General features: G+C 59.4%; 13 protein-coding genes. 7 read left to right on the top strand and 6 right to left on the bottom strand.

Translation table 11 applies throughout. The features are described 5' to 3' along the window. Nucleotides 1-18: 18 nt before the first annotated feature. Both ACR0AG_RS07655 and ACR0AG_RS07650 read left to right on the top strand, forming a co-directional pair. Complete coding sequence (locus ACR0AG_RS07655; RefSeq protein ID WP_480837684.1) at nt 19-1767, top strand: type I secretion system permease/ATPase; 1749 nt, start codon at nt 19-21, stop codon at nt 1765-1767. Then, a complete protein-coding gene (locus tag ACR0AG_RS07650) occupies nt 1764-3134 on the top strand; it encodes an HlyD family type I secretion periplasmic adaptor subunit (protein ID WP_480837683.1) in 1371 nt (456 codons plus the stop codon). Before ACR0AG_RS07655 ends, ACR0AG_RS07650 begins: the two co-directional genes overlap by 4 nt. Before the next feature lie 169 nt (nt 3135-3303). Here ACR0AG_RS07650 and ACR0AG_RS07645 read toward each other — a convergent pair whose 3' ends face one another. Both ACR0AG_RS07645 and ACR0AG_RS07640 read right to left on the bottom strand, forming a co-directional pair. Continuing rightward, nucleotides 3304-4614 (bottom strand): GH1 family beta-glucosidase, encoded by a 1311-nt coding sequence (locus tag ACR0AG_RS07645; RefSeq protein ID WP_480837682.1) that lies wholly within the window; start codon nt 4612-4614, stop codon nt 3304-3306. A gap of 1 nt (nt 4615) precedes the next feature. Further along, nucleotides 4616-5647, bottom strand: a complete 1032-nt coding sequence (locus ACR0AG_RS07640; protein ID WP_480837681.1) for a LacI family DNA-binding transcriptional regulator — start codon at nt 5645-5647, stop codon at nt 4616-4618. 217 nt (nt 5648-5864) lie between these two features. Here ACR0AG_RS07640 and ACR0AG_RS07635 point away from each other — a divergent pair, with 217 nt between their 5' ends. The 5 genes from ACR0AG_RS07635 (at nt 5865) to ACR0AG_RS07615 (ending at nt 12121) form a co-directional block, all read left to right on the top strand. Continuing rightward, entirely contained in the window at nt 5865-7133 is a 1269-nt protein-coding gene (locus tag ACR0AG_RS07635; RefSeq protein ID WP_480837680.1) for an ABC transporter substrate-binding protein, read from the top strand. A 67-nt stretch (nt 7134-7200) separates the two neighbouring features. Then, nucleotides 7201-8208, top strand: coding sequence for a carbohydrate ABC transporter permease (locus ACR0AG_RS07630; RefSeq protein ID WP_480837679.1), 1008 nt, complete (start codon nt 7201-7203; stop codon nt 8206-8208). 13 nt (nt 8209-8221) lie between these two features. Continuing rightward, the gene (locus ACR0AG_RS07625; protein ID WP_480837678.1) at nt 8222-9370 is read left to right on the top strand and encodes a carbohydrate ABC transporter permease; all 1149 of its coding nucleotides are present in this window, start codon (nt 8222-8224) and stop codon (nt 9368-9370) included. A gap of 9 nt (nt 9371-9379) precedes the next feature. Further along, nucleotides 9380-11035, top strand: coding sequence for an alpha-glucosidase (locus ACR0AG_RS07620; protein WP_480837677.1), 1656 nt, complete (start codon nt 9380-9382; stop codon nt 11033-11035). Nucleotides 11036-11038: 3 nt separating this feature from the next. Further along, nucleotides 11039-12121 (top strand): ABC transporter ATP-binding protein, encoded by a 1083-nt coding sequence (locus ACR0AG_RS07615; protein WP_480837676.1) that lies wholly within the window; start codon nt 11039-11041, stop codon nt 12119-12121. Here the strand turns inward: ACR0AG_RS07615 and ACR0AG_RS07610 are convergent. The 4 genes from ACR0AG_RS07610 to ACR0AG_RS07595 form a co-directional block, all read right to left on the bottom strand. Then, on the bottom strand, nt 12118-13242 hold the full coding sequence (locus ACR0AG_RS07610; RefSeq protein WP_480837675.1) for an aminotransferase: 1125 nt from the start codon (nt 13240-13242) through the stop codon (nt 12118-12120). The two genes, ACR0AG_RS07615 and ACR0AG_RS07610, sit on opposite strands and share 4 nt — an antisense overlap. 96 nt (nt 13243-13338) lie before the next feature. Continuing rightward, complete coding sequence (locus tag ACR0AG_RS07605; protein WP_480837674.1) at nt 13339-14613, bottom strand: aspartate aminotransferase family protein; 1275 nt, start codon at nt 14611-14613, stop codon at nt 13339-13341. A gap of 1 nt (nt 14614) precedes the next feature. Further along, a complete protein-coding gene (locus ACR0AG_RS07600) occupies nt 14615-15718 on the bottom strand; it encodes a mandelate racemase/muconate lactonizing enzyme family protein (RefSeq protein ID WP_480837673.1) in 1104 nt (367 codons plus the stop codon). Continuing rightward, the gene (locus ACR0AG_RS07595) at nt 15715-18174 is read right to left on the bottom strand and encodes an FAD-dependent oxidoreductase (RefSeq protein WP_480837672.1); all 2460 of its coding nucleotides are present in this window, start codon (nt 18172-18174) and stop codon (nt 15715-15717) included. The genes ACR0AG_RS07600 and ACR0AG_RS07595 overlap by 4 nt, the downstream gene beginning before the upstream one ends. Nucleotides 18175-18178 lie beyond the last annotated feature (4 nt).

The raw sequence follows: 18178 nt of genomic DNA, 5'->3' as shown, positions 1-18178 counted from the left end.
TGAAAAGAGATCACCGTCATGTTTCAGAAAAAATCATCCGTCAACTCAGCCTGGTCCTCCCTGCGGGGCGGCTTTTTTGCAATCGGCTTTTTCAGCTTTGTGCTGAACCTTCTCATGCTCGCTGGCCCGCTTTACATGCTGCAAGTCTATGACCGGGTCCTGACCAGCCAGAATATGGACACCCTGATCGCATTGACCCTGCTGCTGGGTGGTGTGTTCATTGTTTCCGGTCTGCTGGACCTGATGCGCGTTCGTATCCTCAGCCGCCTTGGTGCGCGGTTCGAGTTGAAGGTGGGCGCGCCGCTCTTGCGGGCCTCAATCCGCCGTCGTGTACAGGGCAGCTCCGCAACTTCGGACAATCCCGCCGCAGACATCACTGGCCTGCGCGACTTTATCTCGGGGTCCACGCTGGTCGCCTTTTTCGACGCGCCCTGGATCCCGCTCTATCTGGCGGTGCTCTATGTGCTGCATCCCTATCTGGGCGCGCTTGGCCTAGTCGGAGCGCTGACCCTCACAATACTGGCCCTGATAAACAATTCGCGTGCGGCGGGCGTGATGCAAGACGCATCCCGCGCACGCAGCAGGTCCGATGCTTTGTTCACTGCGAGTGAGCAAAACGCAGAGCTTGTCCAGGCCATGGGCATGAATGGTGATCTCGCCCGTCGCTGGACAGCTCTGCAATTAGATGCCCATCACCTCAAAACGCGGGTGGCAGACCGTATCGCCAGCTTTTCGGTCCTGTCTAAAACCATCCGCATGGCGTTGCAATCCGGGATGCTGGGCTTGGGCGCTGCTCTGGCCATCACCGGGCAGGCAACCGCTGGGGTGATGATTGCGGCCACGATCGTTCTGGCACGTGCGTTGGCCCCAATCGATCAGCTGATTGGCCAATGGCGCGGCTTTCTGGCGGCGCGCGGGTCCTATCAAAACCTCAAGGCGCTGGATGAGGCATTTGCCGATCAGCCCCGTCGTCTTCATCTGCCGCGTCCGCAGTTTTCGATCAATACCGTGATCACCCAGGCGGGGCCGCCCCTGGCTCGCAACGCTACGGTCGGCGGCATCGAATTCGCGGTTTCGGCCGGAGATGTTGTGGCCGTGATCGGCCACAGCGGGTCAGGTAAATCGACACTGGCCAAGATGCTTGCCGGTATCTGGACCCCGCAACGCGGCGCCATCCGGCTGGACGGCACACCCATGTCCAAATGGGATCCGCAAGAGCTGGGCCAGATGGTCGGGTATCTGCCGCAGGACGTGCAGCTGTTTGACGGTACGATCCGCGAAAATATCGCGCGGTTTTCAACCTCGGTGGACGACGTCAAAGTCTTTCAGGCCGCAGTTTCGGCAGATGTGCACGATCTGATCAGCAACCTGCCGGACGGGTACGACACCCATATCGGCGACGGCTTTCATTTGTCGGGCGGTCAACGTCAGCGCATCGCTCTGGCCCGTGCGCTCTATGATGATCCGTTCCTGCTGGTTCTGGATGAGCCGAACTCGGATCTGGATGCACAGGGTGAATTGGCCTTGCGCAATGCGATCCGTGGCGCAAGTGCGCGCGGTGCCATCACCTTTGTGATGACCCACCGACCCAGCACGCTGGAGGCTGTCAACAAGGTGTTGACGCTGAACAAGGGTGCGCAAACCGGATTTGGCGACAAGGCCGATATCCTTCGTCCGCGCCAGCAAACCGGTTTAACCCCCCAGACCCATCCGCAGATCGCCTCGGGCGAGGCCCGGACATCCACTCAGAAAGGAGCGGCACAATGACACCTTCGGTTTACAACGCACCTGACCAGAGCGTTTTGCGTCTGGAAAGCTATAACCGCACTGAACGTCAACCGGCCGGATCAGGCATCAAAGGGTTCGTCGCGCTTGGCGTGCTGATCGTGGCCGGTTTCGTCGGGGGGGCGGTCTATTGGGCCAAGGAATCCAAACTGGACGGAGCGGTTGTTGCGTCGGCGTCCTTTGTGGTGGAAGGCAATCGCAAGACGGTCGAGCATCTGGATGGCGGCATTGTGCGCAGCATTTTGGTCACTGACGGCGATCTGGTCGAGGCCGGCCAAACCCTGATCGAGCTCGACAGCACGGATCTGGATGTCAATCTGGACGTCATCAAAAGCCAGTTGGGCGAGTTGACCGTGCGTCGCGCCCGGCTGATCGCACAGATCCGGGGGCAGGCTCAGTTTCAGCACGACGACGTCACACGCATGTCGCGAACCCAGATGGCAGAGGACGATTGGGCCGAAGCGTTCGAAGTTCAGAAGCAGTTGTTTGACGCTGAAATTCGCACCCGCGAGGCTGAGCGGAATCTGTTGAACCAGCGTGTCTCGAACCTGCGGGAACAGATCGAAGGGCTTGGCGTGCAAAGACAGGCCAACACCCGGCAGATCGACATCACGCGGGAGGAGCTGGGCAATCTGGAAACGCTGTTCGAAAAAGGGCTGGTTGCCGCTGCCCGCGTGAACAGTCGCCGGGTCGAGATTGAGCGTCTTGTCGGGCTGGAAGCCGGATTGATGACGCAAGCGGCTCAGGCGCGCAATGAGATCAGCGAATTGCAACTGGCTGCAGTGGGCGCGCAGACGCAGCGGGCCGAAGCAACCTCGGCAGAGTTGGCTGAGGTCGAGGCCAGGCTGGCGACATTGGAGCCGCAATATGCCGGCGCTACAGAACGCCGCAAACGTGTAGCTGTCACGGCACCGGTCAGCGGGCGTGTGGTCGGCATGACGATCTTCACATCCGGCGGCGTGGTGCGCCCGGGCGAAGCCATTCTGGACATCGTACCTGCGGATCAACCGCTGATCGTCGAAGCCCAGGTGAACACAACGGATATCGAAAAGCTGTTTGTCGGCCAGTCGGCGCGCGTGCGCCTATCGGCCTTTGATCAGGGCGAAGTGCCCGAGGCGACGGGCCGGATCACCGACATCTCAGCCGACAGTATCGAAGATGACCGCACGGGCGAGCCGTATTTTCTGGCGCAGGTCCGACTGGACCCGACCCAGTCCGATCAGGTCGCCGCGCTGGAATTGGTGCCGGGGATGCCTGCCGATCTGTTTGTGAACACCGGCGAGCGCACCGCACTCAGCTATCTGGCGCAGCCATTGCGGGACCGTCTGGCACGCACGTTCATTGAATGAACATGCTTGTCGAGCAGTGGGGTCATCGGTGTTCTGCATCGGTGGCCCCAATACCGTGAGGGCTTTTGGGAACCTGATCACGGAAAAACTCGGCCTTTGCCCTGTGAAGCAGAACCTCGCCATGTACCGCCAACCACCTTCCCCAACGACCATCTGGATCTAGCTTGGATCAATCCGAGGCAAGCGCTGCCTTGAGGGCGTGATATGAGGCCTTCGGCGTCCGTGTAAGCGTCTCAAAATCAACGTCGATCAGACCGAACCGTTTCTCATACCCCAAGGCCCATTCGTAATTGTCCAGCAGCGACCAGATGAAATACCCGTTCACGGGGACACCAGCGCTCAGGGCTTTCTGAACTGCTGAAAGGTGCTGGTTGAGATAGTCAATACGGTCATTGTCTTCCCGACGCTCGGACGAAGCCATGCCGTTTTCTGTAACAAAGATCGGCAAATCGCCGGTGTATTCCCGGGCCGTACGGATCAGGAACCGTGACAGGGCATCCGGCTCAATCTCCCACCCCATCTGGGTCTTGGGCAGCGGGCCGGTGACTTCCTGATAGGCGGGCCATGGGGTGTCCGCAGGGGCGATTAACTTCCGGGTGTAGTAATTCAGCCCGCACCAATCGACCGGCGTGCCGATCGTATCGAAATCATCCTGCCACCCACTGGGCAGATGAGGCTCCAGGCCTTCCAATACGTTTTCGGGATAGGCCTTGTTGAACACGCCCCCAAGGAAGAACCGGTTATAGATCCCGTCATACAGCGCAGCTTTTTCGTGGGCTTCGGGGCTGTCATCGGCGGGTTCTGACCATTCCAGATTGAAAACAGCGCCCAGATTATCCATCCCAAGCCCGCGCATCACCTGAATGGCACGGCCATGGGCCAGCAATACGTGGTGCATCGCCCGGGCGGTGGCGCGAATGTCACGCAGCCCGGGGGCGTGATGCCCGTCAAAATGGCTGAGCCAACTGACGCACCACGGCTCGTTTATCGGGGCCACGCTGTGCATCCGATCCCCGATCCGGCCCATGATCACCTCGGTGAAATCCGCAAACCATCCCGCGATATCGGCATTGCGCCATCCACCCAGATCCGCGAGGGGCGAGGGGAGTTCCCAGTGGTACAACGTCGCGAAGGGGCGAATGCCGCGTTCCAGCAGCCCATCCGTCAACCGATCATAATAGTCAAGCCCATCCTGATTGACGCTGCCGCGCCCCTCGGGCAGGACGCGCGCCCAACTGGTCGAAAACCGATACGCATCGAACCCGGCCTCTTTGATCAGGTCCAGATCCTGCTCGAACCGGTTGTAATGGTCACAGGCCAGATCACCATTTTCAGACCGAACGACATTGCCCGGCGTGGCGGCAAAACTGTCCCAATGCGTGGGACCGGCACCGCCCTGTGCATGACCTTCGATCTGATAGGCCGAGGTTGCGACGCCAAATAGGAAGTCGTTTGGAAAATCACTGCGTTTGAATTTCATGTCAGGACCTTTGCGGGGCAGGGCCGGTTGAGCTGCCTACAACCAGCTCGGCCTCTAAAAGTTTGGATTTAGGGGGGGCGTTGGGGGTGGTGATGCGTTCGATCAGCATTTCGGCAGCCAGTTCCCCAGCGTGCCTGACGGACGAACGCGTCGCCGTGAAGATCGGAACGTCCATGCCATTGCGCATGTAGGACAGTTCGTCGTCATGGGCGATAACCGAGATGTCGCGCCCCATTTTCAGACCGCGTTCCTCGATGGCGCGGCGCACGCCGATGGCCGAGATGATCGAGGACGCCAAAATAGCGGTTGGCGGGTCTTGCAGGTCCAGCATTTCGCTTGTGGTCTGATGCCCGTAAAACTCGGTCATTTCGGCGCTGCGCAAGAGGGTCTGATCCAGAGTGATGCCCGCCTGATCGAGCGCGCAGACATAGCCATTGCGGCGGCGCTGGGCAAAATCCATGTCTTCCAAGCCATTGATCAACGCGATGCGGCGGTGGCCAAGATCAACAAGAAACTGCGTCGCGCGCTCGAATGAGCGCTGATTGTTCACGTCGATCCAATCATAGCTTTCCGCCGACCCGGTCGAGCGGCCGTGAACGATGAAAGGAACGCCCATGCGGGACAGAACCGAGATGCGAGGCTCTTCCACTTTTGGTCCCTGCAGGACAACCCCATCCACGGCACCCCGCGCAAACAAGCCGCGATAGGTTTCCTCGATGGAAATATCCGAGGCATATGTGAACATCATGTCATAGCTGTTTTCGGCGTAAACCTTGGCTGCCCCGGCAACAAAATCACCGAAGATGGGGTTCACCATTTCATGATGATTCGAGCGGGGAATCACATGGCCGATCACCATGGACCGACCGGTTGCCAGCCCCTTGGCACGGCTGTTCGGGCGGTATCCATGCTTGTTTGCGGCGGCTTCAATCCTTTGGCGCGTTTTCTCATTCACCTCCGGATATCCGTTCAGGGCACGACTGACAGTCGTCTGCGAAAGCCCCAGTTTTTCCGAAAGTTGCTTAAGGTTCATGGCTTTCAAAGCGCCTTCAAATATTGATCTCTTCTGTTTTGTGAGGAATTTCCCGATACGTCAACCTGTTTTGCCGAGGTGTGCTGAATTGTTAATAATAAGCCGTTTTTGAATCTGATGATTGACAGATCATGAATGTTAGCGGATAAACCAGGCATTCAAAGCGCTTTGAATAAGTGATTTCAAAAGGCGCCAGATAATGTTGGGAGGAAAGTTCATGAAACACTCGCTTTACGCAGGTGCGGCCACGTTCGCCCTGATGGCGGGCGCGGCTCAGGCCGACAAGGTTACCGTGTTTGGCCCGTGGCTCGGGCCGGATCAGGAAAATGTCGAAAAGGTGCTGGATGGCTTTGCTGCCGCGACCGGACATGAATACGCCTATGTCGGGTCGGACAGTTTCGAACAGCAGATCCGCATCGATGCCGAGGCCGGCTCTGCCCCCAATATTGCGGTCTTTCCGCAGCCGGGTCTTGCCGCGGATATGGCAAAATCCGGGTTCCTCACACCGTTGGGTGATGGCACCGGCGACTGGATCCGCGACAACTATGCCGCTGGTCAGTCCTGGGTCGATCTTGGAACCTATGCGGGCCCTGATGGCCAGGATCACCTTTACGGGTTCTTCTACAAGGTCGACGTGAAATCGCTGGTCTGGTTCGTTCCGGAGAACTTCGAGGACGCGGGTTACGAAGTGCCCACCACGATGGAAGAGCTCAAGGCGCTGTCCGATCAGATTGTGGCAGATGGCGAAACGCCCTGGTGCATCGGTCTGGGCTCTGGTGGGGCGACCGGCTGGCCTGCGACCGACTGGGTCGAGGACATGATGCTGCGCACGCAACCGCCCGAGGATTACGATGCGTGGGTTGCCAATGACATGAAGTTCAACGACCCCAAAGTGGTGGCCGCGATTGAAGAGTTCGGCGCATTTGCCCGCAATGACGACTATGTGGCAGGCGGCGCCGGTGCGGTTGCAACCACGGATTTCCGCGACAGCCCCAAGGGCATGTTCAGCTCACCCCCGCAGTGCTACATGCATCGCCAGGCTTCGTTCATCCCGGCCTTCTTCCCCGAGGGAACCGTTGTGGGTGAAGACGCGGATTTCTTCTATTTCCCGGCATATGAAAGCAAGGATCTGGGCAGCCCGGTTCTGGGTGCAGGCACCTTGTGGGCCATCACCAATGACAGCCCCGGCGCACATGCGTTGATCGAGTATCTGCAGACGCCCGAGGCGCATGAGACATGGATGGCGCTGACCGGCTTTCTGACCCCGCACAAGGGTGTCGATAGTTCGGTCTTTTCGGACCCGACCCTGAAGAAGATGAACGATATTCTTCTGGGCGCGACAACCTTCCGCTTTGACGGGTCGGACCTGATGCCGGGCGGTGTGGGTGCCGGCACCTTCTGGACCGGTATGGTTGACTATGCCGGTGGAGCGCCTGCGCAAGAGGTCGCGGACGAGATCCAATCCTCCTGGGACGCGCTGGAGTAAGCGCGCCTGAGACCGGGCGGCTTGCCATGACAGGCCGCCCATTTCCCCCTTCACAACGGAGAGCGTCATGCATCCGGCACTTCAGGGCCTGCTGACCATCGCCATCGGCGTGTCGGGCTGTGTGGGCTATTTCTACCTATCCAATCAGGTTCTGGACAAAGTCCTGTTCCCGGCGCGTGGACCAAATGCGGGCCGCAACATCAACCGCGCGAACATGATCCGCCCTTGGTTGTTTCTGTTTCCTGCCATGGCGGCGCTGGGGCTTTATCTGGCGTATCCGGTGGTCGAGACTTTGCGCTTGTCGCTGACGGATCGCGTTCCCGGTGGCGGCTTCGTATGGGTTGGTTTTGACAACTATCGCCAGATGGCGGCTGAGCCTAAATTCTGGGAAGCCATGCGCAACAACACGCTGTGGCTGATTGTTGTTCCCGCCATGTCGACGGCCTTTGGATTGCTGGTTGCACAACTGACGGACCGCATTCGTTGGGGCAATCTGGCCAAGGCGCTGATCTTCATGCCGATGGCGATTTCGTTCGTCGGGGCCTCGGTGATCTGGAAGCTGGTTTATGACACACGCCCTGCCGAGCAGGACCAGATCGGTATCCTGAACGCGCTTTACATCTTTTTCGGCGGGACGGAGCCGCAGACGTGGCTGACGATCCCGTTCTGGAACAGTTTCTTCCTGATGATCGTGCTGATCTGGATCCAGACCGGCTTTGCCATGGTGATCCTGTCGGCGGCACTGCGCGGCATCCCCGAAGAAACGGTCGAAGCGGCCATTCTGGACGGTGCCAACCCGTTTCAGATCTTCTTCAAGATCAAGGTGCCGCAGATCAAGACCACCATTCTTGTGGTGTGGACGACCATCACCATCACCGTTCTCAAGGTGTTCGACATCGTATTCGCGATGACAAATGGCCAGTGGGAGACGCAGGTTCTGGCCAACTACATGTATGACAAGCTGTTCCGCGCCAATGACTGGGGCGTGGGGTCGGCCTCGGCCATGATCATCATGCTGCTGGTGACTCCGATCCTGATCTGGAACGTGCGCAACGCGCGCCAGGAAATGAAATAGGCGGGAGGCAACAATGAACGATATCGCTGGAACCCGCCCCGCCCTCAGATGGGTTGTGCACGCCTCGGTCGTGCTGCTGGTTGTGCTTTGGGTATTCCCGACGCTTGGATTGCTGATTTCGTCCTTTCGAACGGCGGACCAGATCGCAACAAATGGCTGGTGGAAATCTTTGTTCCCGTCCGAACAAAACCTGACACTGCGCAGCGCGGCGCCGGACACTCAAGTTCAGGAAAGCGGGCTTTTTGTCATCGAAGGAAACCTGTTTGACGCAGGCAGCGAGGTGACGATCTCGCGCTGGGGTGTCAGTTCGCGCGACGTGGATGCTTTTGCGCCCGGAGAGACGGCCGAGCTGCGCCGTGGGGGCACGATAACGGTTGATGCGGTCGGCAATTACCGGATGGAAAACGCCGAGGCGTTTTCGGGCAGTCGAGGTGCGCGTGTGTTCGTAACCGCCGAACTGCCGCCGGAATTCACGCTCGAAAACTACCACAAGGTGCTTCTGGCCCAAGACAGCACCGACAGCATGGGCAAGGCGTTTTTCAACACGCTCACTGTGACGATCCCGGCGACGATCATACCGATCCTTGTTGCGGCTTTTGCAGCCTATGCGCTGGCGTGGATGGATTTTCCAGGCCGCGCCCTGTTGATCGCGGCTGTGGTCGGGTTGTTGGTAGTGCCCTTGCAACTGGCGCTGATCCCGCTGCTGAAGTTTCACCTGAATATCGGGATTCCCAAAGGTTATCTTGGCGTATGGCTCGCGCATACCGGCTTTGGCATGCCGCTGGCGATCTATCTTTTGCGCAACTACATGGCAGGGCTGCCGCGCGACCTGATCGAGAATGCGCGCGTTGACGGGGCGACCGAATTCCAGATCTTCACCAAGCTGATCCTGCCGCTCAGTTTTCCGGCGCTGGCGTCTTTTGCGATCTTCCAGTTCCTGTGGACATGGAACGACCTGTTGGTCGCAAAGGTGTTCCTGATCGATGCATCCGGCCAAACCACCGTGATGACCAACCGCATTGTCGAGCTGTTGGGCACACGCGGCGGCAATTGGGAGATTCTGGCCACGGCTGCTTTCGTATCGATCGCTGTGCCGCTGGTGGTCTTCTTTGCAATGCAGAAATATCTGGTCCGCGGTCTCTTGGCCGGGTCCGTTAAATAGAGGCGTCTGATGAACGTGCAGAACAATCTGAACCAGGGAAACGTAACCAAACTGTCCTCGGACTGGTGGCGTGGTGGTGTGATCTATCAGATCTATCCGCGCAGCTTTCAAGACAGCAATGGCGACGGGATCGGAGACCTGAAAGGGATCACCCAGCGGTTGGGCTATATCGCTTCGCTTGGGGTGGACGCGATCTGGATTTCGCCGTTCTTCAAATCGCCGATGAAGGACTTTGGCTACGATGTCAGCGACTATCGCGATGTCGATCCGATGTTCGGAACGATGGAGGACTTCAAAGAGCTGCTGGACAAGGCCCATGCGCAGGGTCTGAAGGTGATGATCGATCTGGTTCTGTCGCACACGTCGGACCAGCATCCGTGGTTTTCGGAAAGCCGCGCCAGCAAGGACAACCCCAAATCTGATTGGTATGTCTGGGCAGATCCTAAGCTGGATGGCACGCCGCCCAATAATTGGTTGTCGATCTTCGGCGGTTCAGCCTGGCAGTGGGATTCGCGGCGTCTGCAATATTATCTGCACAACTTCCTGACTTCTCAGCCTGATCTGAATTTCCACAATCGGGACGTGCAAGACGCGCTGCTGGATGTGGCGCGGTTCTGGCTGGATCTGGGGGTAGACGGTTTCCGTTTGGACACGATCAATTTCTATTTCCACGACGCGCAGTTGCGCGACAATCCGGGCCTGCCGCTGGAACAGCGCAATGCCTCCATCGCGCCGATGGTGAACCCGTATAATCATCAGGATCACCTGTATTCCAAAAGTCAGCCCGAGAATATCGCGTTTCTCGAACGTCTTCGCGCCCTGACGGACGAATACGAAGGCCGTGCCTGCCTGGGTGAAGTCGGTGATGCGCAGCGCGGGCTTGAGATCATGGGCGAATACACCACCGGGGATAAGCGGATGCATATGTGCTATGCGTTCGAGTTTCTCGAAAAGCGTGCTTTGACCGCCAGCTACGCCAAGCAGGTGTTCGACCAGCTTGAGGCCAAAGCCGGGGATGCCTGGCCGTGCTGGGCGTTCTCGAACCACGACGTGCAGCGCCACGCCTCGCGCTGGGATCTGGATGATGCTGCAATCCGCCAGCATGCGGTTCTGATGATGTGCCTGCGTGGCTCGGCCTGCCTGTATCAGGGCGAAGAACTGGGCCTGCCCGAGGCGGATGTGGCCTTTGAAGACTTGCAGGACCCTTATGGGATCGAGTTCTGGCCCGAATTCAAAGGCCGCGATGGGTGCCGCACGCCGATGGTTTGGGCGACGCAAGATGAACAATCGGGCTTTAGCGCTGCCAAGCCGTGGCTGCCGGTCAGCGCACCGCAGGCTGAGCGCGCCGTAGACCGGATGGAGCAGGACGCGCAGTCCATGCTGCACCATTACCGCCGTGCGATTGCATTGCGCCACGCGTATTCGGCCCTGATGTCGGGTGCGCAGAAAGACATGCGTCAGGACGGACCGGTTCTGACGTTTCTGCGTGAAGACGCAGCCCAGCAGGTTTTTTGCGCCTTCAATCTGGGCGACGTTGAGGCCGAGGCCCAACTGCCCGAAGGCGCTTGGCGCGTGATTGGACAGGATCTGGGCGCCGTGAACGGGGAAACGAGCGTCACGCTGCAGCCTGCGCAATTCAGCCTGATGGTCAGGGAAAAGGGATAGGTCATGTCGGAACTCAAGCTTACGGATGTTGCCAAAGCCTATGGCCCGGTCGATGTGCTGAAACATATCGATCTGGATATCGAACAGGGCGAACTGATCGTTTTTGTGGGTCCCTCGGGCTGTGGCAAGTCGACCTTGCTGCGGATGATTGCCGGGTTAGAGAAAATCACCGGCGGCACGCTGGAAATCGAAGGGCAGGTGATGAATGATGTCCCGCCCGCACAGCGCGGCATCGCCATGGTGTTCCAGTCCTACGCGCTGTATCCGCATCTGACCGTACGCGAAAACATGTCCTTTGCGCTAAAGATCGCCAAGATGCCGAAAGACGAGATTGATGCTTCGGTCGAACGCGCCGCAAAAATCCTGCAGCTTGAGCCGTTTCTGGATCGTTTGCCCAAGGCCCTGTCGGGCGGTCAGCGTCAGCGAGTTGCGATCGGGCGCGCCATTGTACGTGATCCCAAGGTCTATCTGTTCGATGAGCCGCTCTCGAATCTCGATGCAGCCCTGCGCGTGGCCACGAGGATCGAGATCGCGCGCCTGAAAGAGGCGATGCCGGACAGCACGATGATTTATGTGACCCATGACCAGGTCGAGGCGATGACGCTGGCCAGCCGGATCGTGGTGCTGGCGAACAAGGGGGTCGCGCAAGTCGGCACACCGCTAGAGCTTTATGAAACGCCGGACAACGAATTTGTCGCGCAATTCATCGGCTCGCCTTCGATGAACCTGCTGCCCGGAAAGATCACCGAAGCGGGTGAGACCACGACCGTGGCGCTGGATGGCGGCGGGGTCGCAATCTCATCCATCCCAACCGAGCCTGCGGATGTGGGCAAGCAAGTGAATATCGGCGTGCGCCCCGAAGATCTGACCATTGCCGAGGGTGCTGCGATCTTTTCCGGCGTGGTCGATTTCACCGAAGCGTTGGGCGAAGTGACGTTGCTGTATTTTGCGGCCCAAGACGGGGGTGAGCAGGTCATCGCCAAGCTGCCCGGAATTCAGCGCAATCTGCGGGGTCAGACCGTTGCGGTGGCCGCGTTGCCGGAAAAGGTGCACCTGTTCCACAATGGGCAGTCCATGCGCCGTTAACCGGCTTTTTTGGCCAGGAACCCGGATACTTTGTCCAACCCCTCGCGCAAGATCGACGGGGTGTTGGCGTACCCGATCCGCACGCAGCCCTCTAGCCCAAGGGCCGAGCCGGGTGTGAACATCACGCCGGTGTCCTGCAGCAGTTCGACGCAAAAATCCCGCGATGGGATCGGCAGGTCATAGTGCAACAGTGCCGTTGTTCCCGCCTGCGGCCTGACCCAGCTGATCAACGGCTCGCGTTCGACCCAATCGGCCAGCAGAGCCAGGTTGCCGCGGGTGATGGCATGGCTGCGGGCCAGGATTTTGTCGTGGTTTTCTAATGCGATCGCCGCGAAATGGTCGTCAATCATACCGACCGAGATCGTGTCGTAATCGCGGTGAATCGATACCGCCTCGATCACTTCGGGTGCGGCGGCGATCCAGCCAAGGCGCAGACCGGCCAGTGAGAAGGCTTTGGACATCCCGGCGGTCGAAATGCCCTTTTCATAGAGATCCGCGACCGAGGTTGACATGCCGTCGCCGTCTTGTGCGGTGCCGCGATAGACCTCATCGCACAGCAGCCAGGCCCCTGCTGCGCGCGCAATCTCGACGATCTCTGTCAAATAGGCTCGATCCATCAGTGACCCGGTCGGGTTGTTCGGGTTGTTGATCGCCAAAAGCTTGGTGCCCTGCGTCACAGTCGCGCGCAATTCGTCCAGATCTGGCAGAAAAGCGTTTTCCGCTTTCAGGTGAACCTGCTTGACGTCTGCGCCGATACTGGCGGGGATCGAGTAGTGTTGCTGATAGGTCGGCACCACCGCGACCACTTTATCACCACGCTCAACCAGCGCTTTGTGGACCAGCATGTTGGCCCCGATTGTGCCGTGAGTGACAATGACATTGTCCCGGGACTGTTGCTGATAAAGCCCACAAATCGCGTCGCGCAGCCGGTCTGACCCGCAGATCGCGCCATAGGTCATTTTCATGCCGGTTAGTTCCGACAGATCGCCCGAGTTCTTACCGGCGATCCGCATCAGCTCGCCAATTGTCAGGCTCTCGACGCAGGTTTCAGCGAGATTGAATTCACATTTGGTTTCCCATTCGTTCATCCATATCTCGACGCCAAAGGGTTCGATCTTCATAGCGGTTTTCCCGGTTGCGCCCCAAAAGGCCAGAGCTTTGGATCATCAACCAGATGATCTGGAAAAACACAAGGGCACGACAGTTCAGGCGGTCTGTCAGCTTTGCAGCGCCTCGACTGCCTTGGCCACCGCCGCGCGTGTCAGGTCGAGATCGACGTCTTTCACCGCCAAGGACGGGTAGAGTTTGCCGGGGGCCTTGAACACACCGTTATCGCGCAAGCTGGCATTGTAACGCGCGTTGGTCGATGGGTCATCATGGGCGGCGGTGCGATAGTCGCGACAGGTGTTGTCGGTAAAGTAGATGTCGAACAGCGTTTCATCACCGCAAATCTGATGGGCAATGCCCGCCTCGGTCAGCGCGTCGGTTTGAATCTTCTGCAAGGCGCGCCCGGTTTGCCGCAACTGATCATAGGCACCGTCGCGGGCCAGAACCTCCATCGTTTTCAGTCCTGCGGCCGAGGCGACCGGGTTGCCCGACAACGTGCCCAATTGCATGAGCCATTTGTCCGCGCCCACCACGTCTTTATCGAAATGGCGCATGATTTCGGCGCTGGCCCCCAAGGCCGCCAGGGGAAAGCCACCGCCGATGATCTTGCCAAGGGTGCAGATATCGGGTGTCACGCCATAGCGTTCCTGCGCGCCGCCATAGGCCAGGCGAAACCCGGTGACGATCTCATCGAAAATCAGCAGAATTCCATGTGTGTCGCACAGGTCGCGCAGCCCCTGCAGATAGCCCGGTTGCGGCGGCACGATGCGCTGCAAGGGTTCAACAATGATAGCCGCAATATCTTTGTGTTCCACCAATAGTGCAGCCACAGCCTCAAGGTCATTGAACGGGGCGATGAGCATTTGATCGGCCACGCCCTGAGGGATCCCGGCGCTGTCCGGCACGGCCTGAGGGAAATTGACCCGCTTGGCAGGGGCCAGGCTCATCTGCGCTTCGGCACTCATGCCGTGATAGCCGCCTTCAAACTTCAGGATCTTGTCGCGCCCTGTATAGGCCCGCGCCAGACGAATGGCGTACATGTCCGCCTCGCCGCCCGAGGCGACAAACCGGACCTGCTCACAGCAGGGCACGGCTGATACGATTGCCTCGGCCAGTTCGACGCCTTTGCTGTTATTGGCGAAAAAGGTCATGCCCTTGGGCAGTTGTTCCAGAACGGCCGCCAGCACTTCGGGGTGACCATGACCCAACAGCATCGGGCCGGACCCGATCAGGTAATCCACATATTCCTTGCCGTCCTCGTCCCAGACCCGGCTGCCTTCGCCGCGCGAAATGAGGATGCCGGGATCGAAATTGCCGAAACCCCCGGCGGGCAAAACCTGCTGCGCACGCGCGATCCATTCTGATTGGGTGCTGATTTTCTGCATTTCAATCCAGTTCCATGATAGGCGCGCCAAGGATGGCGGGGTCGGGTGTTACGCCCAAACCTGCCCCCTCGGGCGGGGCAATTCTGCCTGCATTGCGCGATGGTGCATCCGGGCAGAGCCGGGGACCAACGTAAGATGACAGGTCACATGTGTTCAACAATGCGCCTTGCGGCGTGGATGCCGCGAAATGCAAGGATGCGGCCGTTACGATGTCAGACCCCCAAGTGCACTCGGCGCAGATTTCGGCACCCAGATGCACGGTCAGGTCACGGGCGCGGCGCATGGCCGAGATACCGCCAAATTTCGACAGCTTCAGCGCAACCGCATCCAGGCAACCAAGTTCCGACGCCCTCAGAAGCGATGCCATGTCATGTGCCCCTTCGTCGATCTTCATCGGCAGCCCTGTGGCCTGCCGCACGGCGGCGCAGTCCTCCAGCGTTTTGCAGGGTTGTTCCAGCATGATGTCCAGATGCGCCACTGCCCGCCCGGTTCGGGTGGCGTGCAGGCGCGAAGCGCCACAATTCCAATCGCCATAGACCAGCGGCCCCGGTCCGACGGTTTCACGCACTTTGATCAACCGTTCGGCATCGGTTTGCCAGTCGCCGTCGGTTCCCAGTTTAACCTGAAACTGCCGGATGCCGGTTTGAAAGGCCGTTGCCGCGATCCGCGCCATCTCGTCCGGGGCGACGCAGGTGATCGAATGATAAAGCGGCATGTCCGTGTGAACCCGACCACCCAGCCATGTATAAAGTGGCAAGCCACTCGCCTGACCGCACAGGTCCCACAGGGCAATGTCGATTATCGACTTGGCGTAAGGATGCCCGGGCAAAGCGGCGTCCAGCGACCGCATCAGGGCATCGACGCCCAAAGGGTTCGCCCCCAGAACCTCGGGCGCCATTTCCATGACAGCGCTGGGCACACCCTTGGCATAGGCCGGAAGATAGCGTGGGATCGGGCAGACCTCGCCCCATCCTTTCAGGCCGGTGTCGGTCTCAAGACACAGAACATGGCTTTCAACCGTATCGCAGGTCTTACCCTCGGCCATGTAGTAGGTTTCATGGCTGGTCAGGTCCACGGACCACAGCGAGAGCTTGGTGACCTTCATAGGGCGGCGACCTCTTTGACCTCGGCGTCTGTTCTGGGAAGAAGACTGTTTGGATCATAGGCCGGTTCAGACAGAACCCGCGCCGCGCGCGCTGTGCCGTGAATGACGACCTGCAGATCGGTTCCGGCGGTCGCAGCCTCGGGTTTGATATAGGCAAACGCAAGGATTTTACCGACCGTGGGCCCATACACCACCGACGCGGTCGAGCCGACGACGCGGCCTTTATGCAGAACGGCCTCGCCCCCGTGGCCGTCGATCTCGCCATCCGGTTCGATCTCAAGATAGGCGCAGATCCAGGGTAGGTCGGTGTTCAGCGTCTTGTCCCGGCCCAGATAGTCCTTATCGGTGCGCGCAAAGCGCAGCACGTCAGCCTCGGCCAGTGTGACTTCATTGGTCAACTCGCCCGCGCCTTTGAAACCCTTTTCCATCCGCATCGCGTTCATTGCAAAGCTGCCATAGTCCGCGATCCCATGCGGCTCACCCGCAGCCCAAAGCGCGGAATAGACATCAAGACAGGCGGCGTTGGGCATGTGCAGCTCCCACCCCAACTCTCCGGCGTAAGACATCCGGAACGCCCAGATCGAATGGCCTGCGACTGTGATCTGCTGGGCCGAAAGCCAGCGGAACCCGGCATTGCTGAGGTCGGCCTCGGTACAGGCCGCCAACACGTCCCGCGCACGCGGACCGTTCAGGGACAGGGCGGACCAGTCGTCGGACAAGGCTGTGATGGTCACATCCTCGACTGCGCGGTTTTGCGCCAGATGGTCCAGCAAGCGCTGTTCAAAGAAGGCCGCACAGACAAGGTAATAGCGATCCTGTGCCATCCGCACGATCGTGGTTTCCAGCTCGATCCGACCGCGGCGGTTCAGCATGTGGGTCAGGGTGATCGAGCCGTCCTTTTGCGGCATCCGGTTGGCTGTCAGCCGGTCCAGCAGCGCATAGGCATCGGGGCCTGAAACCTCGACCTTGGTAAAGGCGGTGACGTCCATGATACCGACCCGTTCGCGCACGGCTTTGACCTCTTGCGCGATCATGTCGTCAACGACCGTGCGGCGGAAAGAGTAGTGATCCTTTTGTTCAACACCGTCGCGGGCAAACCAGCGGGGGCGTTCGAAGCCATAGACCTCTTCGTGCACGGCGCCTTTGGATTTCAGCACATCGTGCAGAGGCGACGGCTTGATCGGGCGACCGCCCAAACGGTTGAAATGCGGAAAGGGGATCTCGTGGCGCAGGCAATAATCCTCTTCGGCCTTGATCACCTGCCAGTCCTTGGCGGCATAGCTGCCGAACCGGCGCGGATCATACTCGCGCATCGAGATATCGGCAGCCCCATGGACCATCCAGCGCGCCAACTCGCGGGTCAGGCCCGGCCCCCAGCCGATCCCGATCTGCGTGCCGCAGCAGCACCAGTAGTTCCGCACGCCCGGAGCAGGCCCGATCAGCGGATTACCATCGGGCGGATGGCTGATCGCGCCGTGCACTTCACGTTGAATGCCCAGTTCTGAAAAGATCGGCATGCGGTTCAGGCTTTCCTCAAGCCACGGCATCACCCGGTCATAATCCGCATCGAACAGCCAGTTTTCGTAGTCCCAGGGGCAATGATCGTGCCAAACCGAATTGGGGTTTTCTTTCTCATAGATCCCGATCAGGCCGCGTTTCTGTTCCATCCGGATATAGCCCGAGACCTTTTTGTCGTCGCGGATTACCGGCAGTTCCGTGTCCAGCGCCTCGAACTCGGGCACCGGTTCGGTCACAAAATAGTGGTGCGTCATGGATGTCATGGGCAATTGTAGCCCCGACCACTCGCCCATCTGCCGCGCGTAAGTGCCGCCCGCATTCACCACATGTTCGCAGATGATCGTGCCCTTGGGCGTTTCGACTAGCCATTCGCCGTTTTCGGCTTGCGTGATGTTTGTTGCCTGACAATGGCGGATGATCCGAACGCCCTTCTGGCGCGCCCCGGCTGCCATCGCCATTGTCACGTTGGTCGGGTCCACGTGGCCGTCATCAGGCGTATGCAACGCACCCAACATACCGTCCAGATTGTAGAACGGATGCAATTCCGCCACGCGATCCGGGCCAACCAGGTCTATGTTGAAGCCTAGCGATCGACCCACGGACAGTGTGTGGCGCAGCCAGTCCATCTCATCTTGCGTGTAGGCCAGACGGAACGATCCGCAGCCATGCCATGTTACAGCCTGGCCTGTTTCGGCCTCCAACGCGCCGGAATAGAGCCCGATATTGTAATCGACGCATTTGCCCAGACCAAAGCTGGAGGTCGAATGGGTGATCTGCCCCGCCGCGTGCCAGGTGCTGCCGCTGGTCAGTTCGGCCTTTTCCAGCAGAACAGTCTCAGCGCCCCAGCCTTCGTGGCCAAGATGATAGGCCAGGCCTACGCCCATCACGCCGCCACCTACAATGACGACGCGCGCATGGGTTGGGAAATCAGATGCCATCGGA

The organism is Ruegeria sp. H6, from assembly GCF_056532975.1.
Note: the sequence above shows the minus strand (reverse complement) of the source record. Positions and strands in the feature narration are given on the sequence as shown.